The 16,513-nt window shown below is 70.4% G+C and carries 11 protein-coding genes and 1 pseudogene; 6 read left to right on the plus strand and 6 right to left on the minus strand.

Going from position 1 to position 16,513, the window contains the following annotated elements:
• Positions 1-5 precede the first annotated feature (5 nt).
• On the plus strand, positions 6-3,908 hold the full coding sequence (locus ACP7BP_RS00275) for a Pls/PosA family non-ribosomal peptide synthetase (RefSeq protein ID WP_426241383.1): 3,903 nt from the start codon (positions 6-8) through the stop codon (positions 3,906-3,908).
• Positions 3,905-5,209 (plus strand): M1 family metallopeptidase, encoded by a 1,305-nt coding sequence (locus tag ACP7BP_RS00280; protein WP_426241385.1) that lies wholly within the window; start codon positions 3,905-3,907, stop codon positions 5,207-5,209. The genes ACP7BP_RS00275 and ACP7BP_RS00280 overlap by 4 nt, the downstream gene beginning before the upstream one ends.
• Here the strand turns inward: ACP7BP_RS00280 and ACP7BP_RS00285 are convergent.
• Together ACP7BP_RS00285 and ACP7BP_RS00290 are read right to left on the minus strand one after the other, a co-directional pair.
• Positions 5,127-5,771, minus strand: a complete 645-nt coding sequence (locus ACP7BP_RS00285; protein ID WP_426241387.1) for a 4'-phosphopantetheinyl transferase family protein — start codon at positions 5,769-5,771, stop codon at positions 5,127-5,129. The genes ACP7BP_RS00280 and ACP7BP_RS00285 overlap by 83 nt on opposite strands.
• A gap of 24 nt (positions 5,772-5,795) precedes the next feature.
• Entirely contained in the window at positions 5,796-8,231 is a 2,436-nt protein-coding gene (locus tag ACP7BP_RS00290) for an esterase-like activity of phytase family protein (protein WP_426241388.1), read from the minus strand.
• Positions 8,232-8,398: 167 nt separating this feature from the next.
• On the opposite strand from ACP7BP_RS00290, the pseudogene ACP7BP_RS00295 reads away from it, so the two are divergent.
• The 3 genes and pseudogenes from ACP7BP_RS00295 to ACP7BP_RS00305 form a co-directional block, all read left to right on the plus strand.
• A pseudogene (locus ACP7BP_RS00295) lies at positions 8,399-8,761 on the plus strand (inorganic phosphate transporter); the annotation flags it as partial.
• A gap of 10 nt (positions 8,762-8,771) precedes the next feature.
• Positions 8,772-9,062: a hypothetical protein gene (locus tag ACP7BP_RS00300; protein ID WP_426241390.1), complete on the plus strand. Its 291-nt coding sequence runs from the start codon at positions 8,772-8,774 to the stop codon at positions 9,060-9,062.
• 3 nt (positions 9,063-9,065) lie between these two features.
• Entirely contained in the window at positions 9,066-9,731 is a 666-nt protein-coding gene (locus ACP7BP_RS00305; RefSeq protein ID WP_426241392.1) for a DUF3349 domain-containing protein, read from the plus strand.
• 10 nt (positions 9,732-9,741) lie between these two features.
• Here the strand turns inward: ACP7BP_RS00305 and ppk2 are convergent, their stop codons facing one another.
• Complete coding sequence (ppk2, locus tag ACP7BP_RS00310) at positions 9,742-10,632, minus strand: polyphosphate kinase 2 (RefSeq protein ID WP_426241394.1); 891 nt, start codon at positions 10,630-10,632, stop codon at positions 9,742-9,744.
• Positions 10,633-10,805: 173 nt separating this feature from the next.
• Here ppk2 and ACP7BP_RS00315 point away from each other — a divergent pair, with 173 nt between their 5' ends.
• Positions 10,806-11,936: a glycosyltransferase gene (locus ACP7BP_RS00315; protein WP_426241396.1), complete on the plus strand. Its 1,131-nt coding sequence runs from the start codon at positions 10,806-10,808 to the stop codon at positions 11,934-11,936.
• Here the strand turns inward: ACP7BP_RS00315 and mptB are convergent.
• The 3 genes from mptB to ACP7BP_RS00330 form a co-directional block, all read right to left on the minus strand.
• Positions 11,885-13,318 carry a polyprenol phosphomannose-dependent alpha 1,6 mannosyltransferase MptB gene (gene mptB / locus ACP7BP_RS00320; protein ID WP_426241398.1) on the minus strand — a complete coding sequence of 478 codons (1,434 nt, stop codon included), beginning with the start codon at positions 13,316-13,318 and terminating at the stop codon, positions 11,885-11,887. The genes ACP7BP_RS00315 and mptB overlap by 52 nt on opposite strands.
• Positions 13,315-14,793: a hypothetical protein gene (locus ACP7BP_RS00325; RefSeq protein WP_426241399.1), complete on the minus strand. Its 1,479-nt coding sequence runs from the start codon at positions 14,791-14,793 to the stop codon at positions 13,315-13,317. Before ACP7BP_RS00325 ends, mptB begins: the two co-directional genes overlap by 4 nt.
• 105 nt (positions 14,794-14,898) lie before the next feature.
• The gene (locus ACP7BP_RS00330; protein ID WP_426241401.1) at positions 14,899-16,482 is read right to left on the minus strand and encodes an ArnT family glycosyltransferase; all 1,584 of its coding nucleotides are present in this window, start codon (positions 16,480-16,482) and stop codon (positions 14,899-14,901) included.
• Positions 16,483-16,513 lie beyond the last annotated feature (31 nt).

Consider the following 16,513-nt stretch of genomic DNA (forward strand, 5'->3'; position numbering starts at 1 on the left):
CCGGCGTGCCGACCGACCCCCTTGTTAGCCCGGTCACCACCCCAAGCGCTGTGCTCCGCGGTCAGGATGCGGCGCCGCCGCGGACTCTGGTCGACATCTTCATGCAGACCGTCGCCGACCACCCCGGGGCTCGCGCCCTGGAGAGCGGTGCCGAGCAGCTCACCTACGCCGAGTTCGCCGAGGCCGCTGAAGCAGTCGCCGGCGAGCTGAACGACACGGGTATCGGGCGTGGCGACCGGGTCGGAGTGCGGGTCAAGTCCGGCACCTCCGACCTGTACGTCGCGATCATGGGAGTGCTGATGGCGGGGGCCGCGTACGTGCCCGTCGATGCCGAGGACCCCGACGACCGCGCGCGCCTGGCGTTCAGCGAGGCCGCGGTCGCCGCCGTCATCGGGAACGACCTCGCCATCGCCCTGAGGCGACCGGCCGGGCCCGCGAGGACCAACGAGCAACCCCTGCCCGGCGACGACGCATGGGTGATCTTCACCTCCGGCTCCACCGGGACCCCCAAGGGGGTGGCCGTCTCCCACCGGTCGGCGGCCGCGTTCGTGGACGCCGAGGCGACGATGTTCCTGCACCACGATCCGGTCGGCCCTCGCGACCGGGTGATGGCCGGTCTGTCGGTCGCGTTCGACGCCTCGTGCGAGGAGATGTGGCTCGCCTGGGCGCACGGTGCGTGCCTCGTGCCGGCGCCCCGATCCCTGGTGCGCAGCGGCGTGGACGTCGGACCCTGGCTGGTCGCGAACGCGATCACCGTGGTGTCCACGGTGCCGACCCTCGTCATGCTGTGGCCGACCCAGTCACTGGCCGCCGTCCGGCTGCTGATACTCGGCGGGGAACCCTGCCCGCCGGAGATCGGAGAGCGTCTCGCCCACGGCTCTCGGGAGGTCTGGAACACCTACGGCCCGACCGAGGCGACCGTGGTGGCGTGCGGGGCCCGGCTCGGAGCAAGCGGACCCGTACGGATCGGGATGCCGCTGGCCGGCTGGGACCTGGCCGTCGTCGGCCCCGACGGGCATCCGGTGGAGCCGGGCGAGGTCGGCGAGCTGATCATCGGCGGCGTCGGACTGGCCCGCTACCTCGACGCCGAGAAGGACAAGGAGAAGTTCGCGCCGTTCCCGTCCCTGGGTTGGTCACGCGCCTACCGCAGCGGAGACCTGGTGCGGTTCGACGGTGAAGGGTTGCTGTTCCAGGGGCGCGCGGACGACCAGATCAAGCTCGGCGGCCGCCGGATCGAGCTCGGCGAGCTCGACAGTGCGCTGCTCCGGCTGCCCGGCGTCGTCAGCGCCGCCGCGGCTGTCAGGAGGACGCAGGCGGGCAATGACCTGCTCGTCGGCTATCTCAGCGTCGCCGACACGTTCGAGATGGCCCGGGCCGTCGCGCTGCTGCGCGAGTCGCTGCCGGCAGCGCTGGTCCCCCGCCTCGCCGTTGTCGACTCGCTCCCCACACGCACCTCCGGGAAGGTCGATCGGGACGCCCTGCCGTGGCCTCTCGCCGGCGCGAGCCGTGCAGCGGAAGCGCCCCAGCTCGACAAGGGCACCGAGCGCTGGATCGCGGAGCTCTGGCTCGAGGTGATCGGCGCCGACGTCCGGTCGGGCGCCGACAACTTCTTCGACCTGGGCGGCGGCAGCCTGACGGCGGCCCAGATCGTGTCCCGCCTGCGGAGCCGCTTCCCGGAGACGACCGTTGCCGACCTCTACGAGCATCCGACTGTCACAGGGCTCGGCACCGCACTAGACAGCATGGCGGCCCCGGCGACCGTCACCTCACGCCGGGTCCGCCCCACGCCGACCAAGACCCAGGTCGGTCAGCTCGCCTTCACGATCCCGCTGCGCACCATCACGGGGCTCCGCTGGCTGACCTGGACCGCCGCGGGCAACAACCTGGCCACGAGCACCCTCGGGATGACGTTCCTCCCCACCGTCTCGTGGTGGGCGGTGCTCGCCGGCTGGCTGCTGTTCGTGTCCTCCCCGGGCAGGATGGGGGTGAGCGCGCTCGGTGCCCGCATCCTGCTCTCGCGTGTGGTGCCGGGGGTCTACCCGCGAGGTGGGAAGACGCACCTCCGGCTGTGGCTGGCAGAACGCCTCGCCGACGAGTGCGGTGCCACCAATCTGGCGGGCGCCCCGTGGTTCTTGCACTACGCCCGGGCCCTCGGTGCGACGGTGGGTGAGGACGTCGACCTACACTCGGCGCCACCCGTCACCGGGTACCTGACCCTGCGCGACGGCTGCTCCGTGGAGCCCGAGGTGGATCTCACCGGGCACTGGCTCGACGGGGACGAGCTCCACATCGGCACCGTCTCGGTCGGCACCGGCGCCCGGATCGGTACCCGCAGCACCCTCAGCCCTGGAGCCGACGTTGGGGGCCACGCGGAGGTAGCGCCGGGCTCCTGCGTGCACGGCCGGGTGCCTGCCAGCGAGTTCTGGTCGGGCTCACCGGCCGAACGCGTCTCGGCCGCGCGTGGCCCCTGGTCCGCCGAACGCCCCGCCCGAACCCGGGCCTGGGCCGTCCGGTATGCCGCGGGGGCCGCGCTGATCTCGGCGCTGCCGCTGCTCGCCATCGCTGCCGCCGTCCTCGTTGTCCTGCCCTTCCTGACCGGGGCGGACGAGTTGTCCGATGTCGTGCTGCGAGCGCTGCTGCTCGTTCCTGTCGGGACGATCGTCGCCCTCGTGTCCCTGGCGGCGCTGGTCATCGTCACCGTGCGCGTCGTCGGAGCCGGGCTCGAGCCCGGGCACTACCCGATGCACAGTCGCCCGGCCTGGCAGGCGTGGGCCATCCTCCGGGTGCTCGACGAGGCACGGACCTGGCTCTACCCGATCTACGCGAGCACGCTCACCCCGTGGTGGCTCCGAGGGCTCGGAGCACACGTGGGCAGCAATGTCGAAGCATCCACCGTGCTCCTGATCCCCCAGCTCGCGAGCATCAACGACCAGGCCTTCCTCGCCGACGACACCCTCATCGGCAGCTACGAGCTGGGAGGCGGGTGGCTGCGCGTCGAGCGGGTCAAGATCGGCAAGCGGGCATTCGTCGGCAACTCCGGGATGGCGGCCGCAGGTCGCAAGGTGCCCAAGCAGGCCCTGGTGGCCGTGCTCTCGGCCGCACCACGTCGCAAGCAGGCCAAAGCCGGTTCGTCCTGGCTGGGCAGCCCCCCGTCCAGGCTGCGACGCGACAGCGACGACGCGGACACCAGCCGGACCTACGACCCGCCGCCCCGGCTCCGTCGCGCCCGCACCGCGGTCGAGATCTGCCGACTGCTCCCGGTCATACTCTCCGGCGCCCTCGCGCTCGGGTTCGTCGCCGCACTGGAGCTCCTGACCGACCGCTTCGGTCTCGCCCTGACGGGCGTCTTCTCCGGTGTCACGCTGATGCTGGTGGGCCTCGTCGCCGCGGCTGCCACCACCGCGGCGAAGTGGCTGCTCGTCGGTCGCCACAGTGCCGGCGAACGACCGTTGTGGAGTGCCTTCGTCTGGCTCAACGAGCTCGCCGACACGTTCGTGGAGCTGGTCGCGGCGCCCTGGTTCGCGCGACCCGCCACCGGCACACCAGCCCTCAACGTGTGGCTCCGCACCATGGGCACGACCGTCGGCCGGGGAGTGTGGTGCGAGACCTATTGGCTGCCCGAGCCCGACCTTGTCGAGCTGCGCGACGGCGCAACCGTCAACGCGGGCTGCGTCGTGCAGACCCACCTGTTCCACGACCGGGTGATGAGCATGGACAACGTGGTCCTCAAGGCGGGCGCCACACTCGGGCCCAACAGCGTCGTCCTCCCCGCGGCGACCATCGGTCGGAACGCTACGGTTGGTCCGGTGTCCTTGGTGATGAGAGGTGAGCTGGTGCCCGACAAGACCCGCTGGGTCGGGAACCCGATCGGTCCCTGGCCGGACGACCTCACCGCCCCCTCCTCATGAGCACCGATGTCGACCCCTACGTCCCCGGGCATGGAGACCTCTCCTACGACGTGGTCCACTACGACCTGGACCTTGCATACGACGTTCCCGGCAACCGCCTCGACGGCACGGCGACGATCTCCGGCGTCGCGCGCGAGGTCATCTCCGAGCTCCGGCTGGACCTACACGCACTCGACGTCACGAAGGTCGCCCTCGACCACAAGCCCGTCAAGTACCGCGATCGCAAGGACACCCTGACCGTCCGCCCGGCCACGCCGATTCCGGTCGGCGAGTCCTTCACCCTCACTGTGCGCTACGCCGGTCGTCCGACGCCGATCGCGTCGCGCACGCTGGGCTCGTCCGGCTGGGAGGAGCTCGAGGACGGCGTCATCGTGGCGGGACAGCCCCACGGGGCACCGAGCTGGTTCCCGTGCAACGACCGTCCGTCCAACAAGGCGACGTACCGGATCAGCCTCGCGGTGCCGACGGACTACCGCGTCATCGCCAACGGCCGCCTGACCAGCAGCCGCCGTCGCTCGAGCTCGGTCGTCTGGGTGCACGAGCAGGACCAGCCGATGGCGACGTACCTGGCCACCGTCCACGTCGGGCGCTACGAGCTGCGCACCGACGAAGGGGACGTCGACGTCCACACCGCGTTACCCCGCCGACTCCAGGCGATGTACGACGACACGTTCGGCGACCAACGCGCCATGCTCGACACCTTCGTTCGACTGTTCGGGCCCTACCCGTTCGAGGCCTACACCGTCGTCGTCACCGACGACGACCTGGAGATCCCCCTGGAGGCGCAAGGTCTCGCCGCGTTCGGCGCGAACATCCTCACCGGGGAGTGGAGCTCGATCAGGCTGGTGGCGCACGAGCTCTCGCACCAGTGGTTCGGCAACAGCCTGACGCTGGATCGCTGGCAGGACATCTGGCTGCACGAAGGGTTCGCCTGTTACGCCGAGTGGATCTGGTCCGAGGAGTCCGGCGGCCGGACCGCGCAGGACCACGCGGAGGAGCACCACGCGAGGCTCAGCGGTCTCGGGCAGGACCTGCTGCTCGCCGATCCTGGTCCGGAGCTGATGTTCGACGACCGGGTCTACAAGCGTGGTGCCCTGCTGCTGCACGCGCTGCGGCTGACCGTCGGGGACGACGCGTTCTTCGGCTTGGTGCGCGCCTGGACTGCCAAGCACGCCCACGGCACCGTCAACTCTGCTGGGTTCATGGAGTTCGCCGACCTCACCACGGGTCGTGAGCTGGTCGACCTGTTCGACCGGTGGCTCTACCGGGCAGCTCTTCCGGAGCTACCTCCCGCACCGTGAGCTCGTCAGGCCCAGCGCCACTGCCCGCCACGGCGACCCGAAGCTGAGGGTCCAGACGGATGTCGCGCACCCAATAGGGACTTCCGGAGGCCGGCCCCTCGATCACCGTCGGCACCTCGCCGGGCGCCGCCAGCCGAATCGTGCGCGGGTCGAGGGCCAGCCCCACGCCGTGCGCCTTGAGCACCGCCTCCTTGCGCACCCAGGTGGTCGCAAGCTCGCTCGGCGTCGACGCGCTCTCGTCAGGATGCAGCAGCACCTCAGCCAGGAGCACGTCGTCGAAACGGACAAGATCCTCCACGTCCACGCCGATCGAGCCGTCGGAGGTCACCGCAATGACGGTGATCCCGGTAGTCCGCGCCGCACTGATCGCCGGTGCTCCTGCCCCCTGCCAGCCGCGCACGAACGGGCGACCATGCCGGTCGCTGCCACACTGCGGGCAGAGGTGTCCGACGGTCAGCGAGCCGACGCACCGCGCGCTGCAGAGCGAGATCGCGTGACGCACCAGGTGATCGGCCGCACGCGGCTCCCCGGTGCGCGCCCACGACAGCCGGGCCCAGGTCATGGCCCACTCTCATGCACCCTGGTGTCAGTGTCGCCGTGTCAGCACGTCCACCCACACCAACCGGTGGTCGCTCGTCGGGAAGGGGAACACCCCGGTCAGCCGGGAGAGCGGGTTCGCCTGCGTGGGCCAGAACACCTCGGAGTCGAGCAGGTCGAGGCCCCGGCTCGGCAGCACGTAGTCGGCGCGCAGGTTGCCGGGCGTGCCGTCGGCGAAGTCGGCGGTGTCGAAGCGCGCGGTGCTGAGGTGCGAGGCGTTGATCCCGCCCTGCAGGACGGCCGCTTCCTCGGCGCCGGCGCTGGACGGCGTACCGCGGGCGTTGATCGCTCGGTGGTCGAGCAGCTGCTGGGCGGCGCCCGGCACGGAGTCGCCATCACGCGGGTCGGAGTTCTGGTCGCCAGCGATCACGAACTCCGCACCCTGACGGAGCCCACCGCGGTCGCCCTCGTCGTCGTAGATGTACGACGACGCGCGACGTCCGCCGACGTAGTCGGCCCAGAAGCCGATCTCGTCGAAGTTGCGCGCACCGTTGCGGTCCTCGGGCCCGTCGAACACCGGCGGGGTCGGGTGCGAGACCAGGAAGTGCACCGTCTGGTGGCGACCCACGCGGATCGGAAGATCCCAGTGCGACTTGCTCGACAGCCGTACGACGTCCAGCTCGGCCGGCAAGTACCAGTCGGCGGGCGCCGGGGTGGCCGGGTCGTCGGGGAGTGAGGCCCCAGGCATGTCCTTCCAGAGGAAGCTCTGGAAGGTGCGCACGTCGCGATGGTCGATCGGGTACTTGGAGTACACGACCATGCCGTACTGGCCCGGGAAGTCGCCGAAGCCGAACGCGTCGTTGCCGCCGCCGATGGTGCCGCTGTTGTCGAGGTCGAGACCGCTCGGCACACCGGTGTTGCTGGGCGCGACGAAGTAGTAGGGGTAGTCGGCCGGAGCCGCGCCGTTCTGCGACACCGCGAGGTAGTTGTCGCGGAACAGCTCGGCGGCCTCGCCGTCCGGGTAGTAGTCGAACTCGTTGACGAGCAGCACGTCCGGCGCCGCCCGCTGGATCACCTCGGCGACGGCACGGGCCTGCGCGTTTGTGCCCGTCGAGAGATCTGCGACCAGCTGTCCCGCGGCGAGCCGGTTGAGCGAGGCGTTGTAGGTCGCGAAGCGCACGCCCTCCGGCCCCGCTGGCCCGGACTCCAGCAGCCGGCGGTCGACCCGCAGGTCGACGCCGAGGTCGATCGTCAGGAACTCGTTCACGTCCTTGACGCCGGCTCCGCGGCCGCCGGTGCCCGGGTAGTTGTTGTCGTTGAGCACGGCGATGGTGTCGCGATCGATGATCTCAACGTCCTCGATCGTCACGTAGGGGAACGTGAACGGGTCGCCCTGGCCGCCCAGCCGCCGACGGTTGCCGAGGTCCATCAGGTCGGCGACGACCGTCTTGTCGACATACGCGTCGCGGTTGCGGTCGCGCAAGTCGACGAGGTAGATGCGCTTGAATCTCGCGGCGGCACCCGAGAGGTTGTCGCGCTCGATCACCAGGAACTCGTTCTTGTTCACGGCGATGAAGTCGCCGACGGCGTTGTCGGGCGACTCGAGGCGGTAGCGCGTGAAGCCGCCCGTGTACGACGCGTTGCCGGCGCGGCCGAGGCGCGCCTCGTAGATCCGCAGGTCCGACGCCCGGCCGTTCGCTTTGTCCTCGGCGGTGGCACCCTCGAGCATCGGGTAGAGCGTGCGGCCGTCGGGGCTGATCGCCATCCCCTCGAAGCCCTTGGAGTCGGGCAGGTTGGGCGGCTGGGTGGGCGCCGGGTTGGACGGCGACGAGACCCCCGGGGTCGGCACGGGCGCCTCGAGCACCTGGCCGCGGGCGTCGGTGTGCAGCAGGTACGGACCGAACTCGTCACCGAACCAGTAGCTGCCGTCCGGCGCGATCTGCATCGACTCGATGTCGAAGTCCCACCCGGTCAGCGTGCGGTCCGGGGCCGGGCAGGTGTAGCCGGCCGGCAATGTCGCCGCGCCAGCGCAGCCGCCGTCGCGCCAGAGTGTCCACGGCACGTGCCCGTCGGGGTCGGAGAGGTCGAACCCACCGAGTACGTCGACCGTCGCGCGTCGCGCGTCGGGCCGGATGCGGTGCACCCGCAGCCGGAAGTCCTGGCTGGTCGCCTTGGTGCCGAACCCGTTGTCGCTCATCACCAGGTAGGTGCCGTCGCGCAGCGAGTGGATGCCGGAGAAGCCCTGCACCGGTTGCCCCGCGAAGGGTGCCGCCGCGTTGCCGGTGAAGTAGCCGGACGTCTCGCTGCCCGGCACGAACGTGTCGGCGGGCAGCGATGCCCATCCGACGAGCTCGGCGTTCGCGTTGTGCCCGTGCCCGTGGCCGTGACCGCGATCGGCGGAAGCCGGGGCGGTCGTGCTCAGTGCGGACGTGACGGTCACGGCCAGGACGAGGCCCAGCCCGACCCGCAGGGTGTGGGTGCGCATGCCGGCCAGACCACCACCCGCACCTTGCCGCCAGGTGACGGCTGCGTGAACCCTTCGACTCGCCAGGATACGTCCATGAAGGGTTGTCGTCGCCGTGGCATCAGTCAGCCTTCTGCGACCAGAGATCGCTCGTGCGAACAGGTGGTGAACCTCTACGCCACGGGGCTGCCGTGATCCTGGCGTCCAGCCACCTGGGCTTCGCGCTCTCGACGACGCACGTGGCCACCGGTTCCATCCTCGGCTCGGGTCTCGGCCGGCCTGGCGGCGAGGTCCGCTGGCGGGTCGCCGGCCGGATGATCCTGGCTTGGTGCATCACGTTGCCGGCCGCCGCGCTGATCGGGGCGATGATGTGGTGGATCGGAGACCTCATCGGAGGCGTGACAGGCGGTCTGGCCATCACCGCCATCCTGGTCGCGCTGTCCGGGTTCATGTTCATCCGCTCCCGCCGTACGCCGTTGGGAGCCGACGATGTCAATGACGACTGGCAGGACACCCGCGCGTCCAGCGGATCCTGGCCGGCAATCGTCTGAGGAGGACACCATGCTCGAGCTCTTTGCCGAGACGGCGTGGAAGGTGGTGCTGGCGGGGCTCGTCCTGTGTGCCGGACTGCCTGCACTCTTCACCCTGGGCGTCCGCTTCTCGGCGGCCGGCTCCGACGCGTCCGGTGGCACCGCCACCGCCGTCCGTGGCGGGCAACGGGCCCTCGGCGTGCTGTGCTTCCTGGCGGTCGCCGCGGGTGTCGCGCTCGGGATCACCGTCGTCGGGGCCTCCGGCTTCGGCCAAGCCGTGAGCTTCGACCACGTCTACCCGACTCTCGTGACGGCGGACTGAGCGGTGGCCACCGCGGACGGCGAGCGCGCAGCACCCGTCGAGCGCGACCACCTGATCGCCCGCGTGGTGCGGTGGCTCCGGGCGGGCTACCCCGACGGCGTACCGCCTCAGTGCTACGTCGCCCTGCTGGGGATCCTGCGCCGCGCACTGACGGCGAAGGAGCTCGACGACGTCGTGGCCGAGCTCACCAGTGAGGCCGCCACAGGTGAGGAGACCCTGACCGCACAGCTGGTGCAGCAGCGTATCGCCGAGGTCGTGAAGGGGCCGATCGACGATACGGACGTCGCGCGGGTCTCCGCGAGGTTGGCGGCCGCCCGGTGGCCGCTCGGGTCTCCTCTCGCAGCCGAGGCGGACCCGGGTGCGGGCTTCGTCGACTCGCGACGGGGACTGGTGGCCCGGATCGTCGCCTGGCTTCGCGACGGCTATCCGGCGGGTCTCCCCACCCAGGACTACCTCCCGTTGCTCGCCCTGCTGCGTCGGCGGCTCAGTGACGACGAAGTGGTGGAGGTGGGTAACGCGCTGGCCGTGAACGGTGTCGTGGAGCACGATCGGCTCGACATCGGCTCGGCCATCGCCTCGGTGACCGCCGAGCTTCCGTCCGAGGACGACATCGAGCGGGTCCGTGGCTACCTGGCCGAGCACGGCTGGCCCACCGAGTTCACCAGCTGAGCGGGTCGCTTCAGTCGCCGACCGCTTCGATGCCTCGAGTCACCAGACGCTCGTCGGGCTCTCCGACGACTCCGTCGTCCTTGCCCGGGTAGTCGAAGCGGGACAGGAAGTAGCGCATCGCCTCGAGCCGAGCGCGCTTCTTGTCGTTGCTCTTGATCGTCATCCAGGGCGCTGCATCGGTGTCGGTGCGGAGCAGCATCTGCTCCTTCGCCTCCGTGTAGGCATCCCACTTGTCCAGCGACTCGAGATCCATCGGCGAGAGCTTCCACTGCCGCACCGGATCCACCTGCCGGATGATGAAGCGGGTGCGCTGCTCGGACTGGGTCACCGAGAACCAGAACTTCGTCATCGTGATGCCGCTCTGCACCAGCATCCGCTCGAACAAGGTCACCTGGTGGAAGAACTCCTCGTAGTCCTCGTCCGACACGAATCCCATCACCCGCTCGACACCAGCGCGGTTGTACCAGGACCGATCGAACAGCACCATCTCTCCCGAGGTGGGCAGATGGGCCACGTAGCGCTGGAAGTACCACTGGTGCAGCTCCCGGTCGCTCGGCTTAGACAGTGCCACGGTCCGGGCGTAGCGCGGGTTCAGGTGCTCCATGAACCGCTTGATGGTGCCGCCCTTGCCCGCCGCATCACGTCCTTCGAACAACAGGACGTGCTTGCTGCCGGTGTCCTCGGTCCACCTCTGGAACTTGAGCAGCTCCACCTGGAGCAGGTACTTCTGCTCGTCGTACACGGTGCGGTCGAGTCGCTCGTCGTACGGGTAGTTCTCCCGCCACGTGTCGACTGCCTGGCCGGCTGCGTCGATGAGGACCGGGTCGTCGTCGTGGTCGTCCCCCAGCGAGTGACCGTCGATGTGGAGCTTGTCGATGTACTCACGAACGTTCTGCAACATGCCAGCACGCTAGACTGCCAGGTTGAACACGTGGGGTCCCCCAGCCCTCCAGCTGCGGGAGGATTGGTGCGCTCGGCCCGTTGAGCGGCGACCACGCGCAAGGGCCGCCAGCGTTCACCGAACCCGCGAGCCGCCGTCATGGAGTGTTCACGGCGCTCGACGACCCTGACCCCGTGCGCATTGCCCAGCTCGCCAACTTCATCGGTCCCGCCTCCGGAGGCATGAAGACCGCCGTACAAGCCCTTGGCAACGGGTACGCCGCCGCGGGCGCCGAGCGTCTGCTCGTCGTTCCCGGACCTCGTGACGCCCGGACGAGTACAGCGGCTGGGGACGTCGTCCAGGTACGCGCACCGCGGGTCGGGGGTGGCTATCGGCTCATCGTCGAGCCCTGGCGGGTGATCGAGGCTCTCGAGTCCTTCGCGCCGACGTCGGTGGAGGTGTCGGACAAGTCCACCCTGCTCCCCGTGACCGGCTGGGCGCGCCGCCAGGGCGTGCCGTCCCTGTTGTTCTCGCACGAACGGCTGGACGCCATGCTCGAGCTCCGGACGGGGTGGGCGGGTGTCGCGCCGCCCGTGCTCGCCTTGAACAGGTCGCTCGTCCGCCGCTTCGACGGGATCGTGGTGACGTCAGCGTTCGCGCGCCGCGAGTTCCACGACCTGGCGGCCACGGCCGGGACCCCGGTGCACCAGATCCCGCTCGGGGTCGACCTGGAGACGTTCAGACCGCGAGTCGGCGCTCTGGGTGCCGGTGACGGCGTCCTGCGACTGGTCCACTTCGGTCGGCTGTCACGGGAGAAGAGCCCTCAGCTGGCCCTCGACACAGTGCTCGCCTTGGAGCATCGCGGGGTCCGGGTGCGACTCGACGTGTACGGCGATGGCCCTCAGCGCGGGCAGCTGGAACGCGCTGCTTCCGGGAGTCCGATCTACTTCCACGGGCACATCGCCAGCCGCAGGGAGCTGAGCCGGCTCGTCGGCCAAGCAGATGCCGCGCTGTCAGTGTGCCCGGGCGAGACATTCGGGTTGGCAGTCCTCGAAGCCCTGGCCTCGGGCACACCAGTGGTGACGGCCGATGTAGGGGGTGCCCGTGAGCTCGTCGACAGGGTCTCGGGTGGGTGGGCGGAGCCGACACCTGCTGCCCTCGCCGATGCCGTGCTCAGGGTCGCGGCTAGACCACGCGAGGTGCGTCGTACCGCGGCGCGTCGTCGAGCGGAGCAGTTCGGATGGGACCGCACGGTCGAGGCGATGCTCGAGCTTCACCGGCGGAGCGCGGACGAACCGACCGCGCTGGCCGGGCGCTCCGCCTGACGGGCGGACTTCCGGTGGGCGAGTGCCTGCACGACCGCCGTGCCGGTCACCACGGCGACGCCGACGGCGATCACGTCGTCGGCACCCGCCAAGGACGAGTCCAGCGGTGCGACCAGGCCACCCACCCACGACACGTGGAGCAACACTGCTGCGCCGCGCCGGTCGAGCCGACAGACGGCGACCAACGGCAGACACCACAGCAGGTACCAGAGGTGCACCACGGGACTCATGAGCACGGCCGCCAGCGCGAGCAGGGCACTCGCTCGGATTCCGGCCGCAGCAGAGCCCGTTGGCGCTCGGATGGCCACCAGCGCGACGAACAGCACGAGCGCCAGCACCCCGATCGTCCGCGCCGGTCCCACCGCGTCGAACCCGGTCATCGCACCGAACAGCCGGCCGGCCTGGGTTGGGATCGACAGTGGTGTCTGGACCTGACCCGGGACCCCCAGTGCGTGGCCCCAGCCGACGCCGAGACCGCCCAGGACGCCCACGCCCACCAAGGTGCCCACGGCCACGGTCCCGACGGTCGTGAGTCGCATCAGACGGCGGCCCATCGTGGCGGCGGTCGGCAGCGACACGAGCACGACGGCCACCCCCACCAGGCCCGCTGGCAGCTTGACGGCCGATGCAACGCCCACGAGAACCGCACCCAGGAGCCAGCTCCGCTCGAGGGCTACGACGAGTGCTACGGCCATCAGCCCCACCATCAGGACGTCGTTGTGCAGTCCGGCGACGCCGTGCGCCATCATCAGCGGGCTGGCGATCACCAGGGCTGAGGCCCGGGCACCACTCACGCCCGATCGGGCAGCGAGCCGCGGCACGGCGTAGGCCAGCAGCCCCAGACCGACGAGGGCGAGCAGCCGGTGGGCGATCACCAGCAACCACGGGTCGACCGTCAGGTCGGCAGCCACCGCGCCCCACAGCAGTGGAACCGGTCCGTAGGGAGTCGTGGTGTTCCTCCACATCGGATCCACCGCCTCCCAGATAGGCCCATCGAGCACCGATGGCGTCCACACGTACGGCGAGAGCTCCAGGTGCGTCAGCGTCCCCTGTGCGGCGTAGCTCCAGCCATCGCGGGAGAACATCGGCGGCGCCAGCAGCAGCGGCAAGCACCAGGCCACGGTGGCTCGCCGGACCCGCGCGAGCCGCTGAGTCTCCCCCGAGGGGTCGCTCGTGCTGAGCCTGACCAGTCGGAGCCAGGCAGACGTCGCGAGCCCCAGACCCACCACCACGACAGCCAGACCGAGCATCCTGCCGCTGGTTGTCTCCCTCAGCGTCGACAGCACGGGGAGTGCTGTCACGCGGCTGGAGTCCGGAAACACCGACACGACCATTCCACCCACCAGCACCAGCCCGTACCCGAGAAGGCCGCGACGTATCACGGCGTCAAGGTAGGCCGCTCGGGATGGCGTCGGACGACGGGAGCGTGAACCTCGGAGAACGTCCGAGGAAAGTCGCGGCGCGCCGCGGCATCGCCGTCGTGGCGCGGAGCACCGCACAGGGGTGGGGCCTGTCGCGCCCTCCCTACCATGACCGCGACCACGGCCGCCCCTACGGCGACCGCAAGCACCACGAGCACGTCCGGGACGGGGCCGTCTACCGGCGAGCCGTCCTGACGGCTGAACACGTAGTAGCGCTCGAGCGCTACGAGGGCCCCGGCCAGCCACACGAGGAGCAACGCCGACCATCCGGCCGCCAGCCACCAGTCCCGTCGTTCCGCGACCATCCCCAGGCCAGGTCGAGGCCCCCACCACCGGCCGACCTCGAGCATGCCGACGGCCGTCGCAGTGGCCAGGAGCGGCATCACCTGCATCAGGTATCGGTCATGGAACCCACCGCCGACCACGAGGAACGAGACCACGTTCTGCAGCGTGACCAGGGCGTGCACCACCAACAGCGTCCAGGCTGCGTCCGGGCGAACCCCGTGTCGGCGCACCGACCCGACGAGCGCCACCGGCACCAGGACGATCGCCGCGACGATCACGATGAGGGTGGACAGCGTCGGCTCGGTCAGGCCCGGGATGTTGTCGATCCTGTCCAGGCTCGTCACCGGCGACCGGCCGAACTTCGACAGCAGGGCGTCCTGACCGGTGAGGTCGCCGTACAAGTGCAGGTTGCGGAGATAGAACCAGCCGAACGCGGCCGCCGGGATCCCGCCCACGGACGCGAAGACCCCCATGCCACGGCGCCACAGCCCCTGCCCGACCAGCACGAGCAGGAGCGCCCCCGCGCACAGCGCCACCACCAGCACCCCCTGGGCACGGGTCCCCGCAGCCACCACTCCTGCGCCGACGGCGACGGCGACCCGAGCCGAGGTGACGCCGCCACGCAGCATCCGGACCGTCATCAGCAACAGGAGCAACGCTGAGGCGGACGCCCAGCCGTCGTTGATGAAGAACGCCGATCGCAACACCAGCGTCGGGGCGGCGGCGACCACCACCGCTAGCGCGGACACCGCCTGGCGCCGCGGTAACAGCTCGCGGGCGAGCGCGCCCACGAGGAACAGCCAGCAGGCGAAGCCCAGCGTGTTGGCGAGTCGCATCACGATGATCATGGCGCTCTGGTGATCGGAGGCGACCCACCAGACGGGCACCATCGCCAGGTGGAACAGCGGCGGGTGGTTGGCGGTCCAGATGTCTCCGTGCTCCTCGTCCCAGCCGCTGAACTCGATGGCCGTCCCCGGGAACCGCGCCGGGTCGTCGACGATGTCCGACTCGATGGTCGGCAGCCGTCCCTCGGCGAGTGCGGCGACGTAGCCGGTGTGGGCAGGCTCATCGTTCCCCCAGCTCGGCACCTTGAACACGAGCGCGATCTGCGCGCCGACGAGCGCGAGCAGCACCGCGGCGAGCAGAGGCACGGCGTACGGCTGGCGGCCGAAGCGACGGGCGCGGCGCGCGAGCCGTCCTCGCGGGCCGGAAGGGTCTGAGGCGTGGATGACAGGTCCTCTCGGTCTCGCCGGCGGTCAGGGCGTCGAGCAACCGCGGAGGCGGTACAGCTCGATGACGGGTCCGGGGCGGCGATGCGCGGGCGGGTAGTAGTTGAAGCTGAAGTCGTAGGAGAACCTCGTCGGGGTGGCGCCGACGGCGAAGGGGCTGGCCCGGAGGACGAGGTCGCTCTCGTCTGCCAGCGTGCGGTAGTACGCGACCGCCCCCGGGAGCCCGGCAGCGATGCCGCGATCGTGCTGCTGACCGTTGACCATCACCCAGCAGAAGCCTGCCGTGCGGTAGTCCTCGACCAGGCCGGGGTGAAGGGAGTGCTCGTAGGCCTGGAACGGCCGGTCGACCGGGTGGAGCTCGAGCCCGGCACTCCGCAGCTCGCGGCGGTAGGAGCCGGGCACGGCCGGCTCCACCACGATCAGGTCGCCGGCCGGCACCAGCTCCCGGATCCGGGTCAGGGCAATGTCACGGGTGTCGGTCCGCGTCAGCAGCACGTCACTGCGGACGACATCCACGACCGGCTGGGCCAGGGCGACCGTGGCCACGAGAACGAGCGCGGCGCGTTGCCCGAGCCCGGGGGCGCGCGCACCGAGGAAGTCGACCGTCCGCACCGCGCCGTACCCCGCCAGCACCGCGAGCGCCGGATAGGCGGGCAGCAGCCAGCGTCCGAAGTACCTCTCCTGCATGGCCATCGCCACGTAGAGGACCACCGGGAACGCGACGACCAGCAAGGCCCTGGCCCGCTCCCGCCGCCATGCCACAACCGTTCCCACCGCGGCAAGGACCAGTGGGATCAGCCCGAAGCCCCATACCAGGGACAGCGGGTAGCCGATCCATGGCGATCCGGTCTGTCCGAGCTTGGTGGTCGCGGCCTGGCCGGACTGGCCGGCGAGGTTGGCCCAGAACTTGTCGATCTCGATGACGATGAACGGGTTCAGGGCGAGCAGGCAGACCAGGCAGGACAGCGCCGCCGCCGCGAGTCGGGCAAGACCTGCCACCGTCCGGGTACGCCCCTCGACGACACGGAGCATGAGGGCCAGGGCCACGACCAGCGCCATGGGCGCGGCGAGGTACTTGGTCGCGGCGGCGACTCCGACGGCAGCGCCGGCGAGCAGTACATCGGGCCACGACCCACGCGCGTGGACCGCCAGGCACGCCACCAGCGCCACGCTCAGCGGCAGCAGCGTCGGCACGTCGTTGAGCGCCTGGTGGCTGTAGAAGACAGGTAGGTAGGCGAGGCCGAAGAACGCAGCCGCCCAGACACCCGCCTTACGCCCGGAGAGTCGTCGACCTCCGAGGTAGACCGCGGCCACTGTCGCGGTCCCGAGCAGTGCAGCCACGACGCGCGCCATCGTGAACACCGCGGCAGGGTCCTCGACCAGCATCCTGGACATGTCCCGACCAGGGAACACGATCCGGAACAGCACGGCCACGAGGTAGGTGAACCCACTCGGGTTCTCGAAGTAGCCGGAGTACCAGTCACCGTCTGCGGCGCGTGCCGCCTGGGGGACGTAGTGCAGCTCTTCGTCAGCGTTGTAGGCGTGTGGCAGGCCGTGCCGGATCGCGACGAGCCGCGCGGCCAGCGAGAGCACCATGACGAGCAGGAACACCACGCGGAGCGGATCGGGGCGGCGGCTCCTC

Origin of the sequence: Nocardioides sp. LHG3406-4, assembly GCF_049897745.1 — a bacterium.
Classification (GTDB): Bacteria; Actinomycetota; Actinomycetes; order Propionibacteriales; family Nocardioidaceae; genus Nocardioides.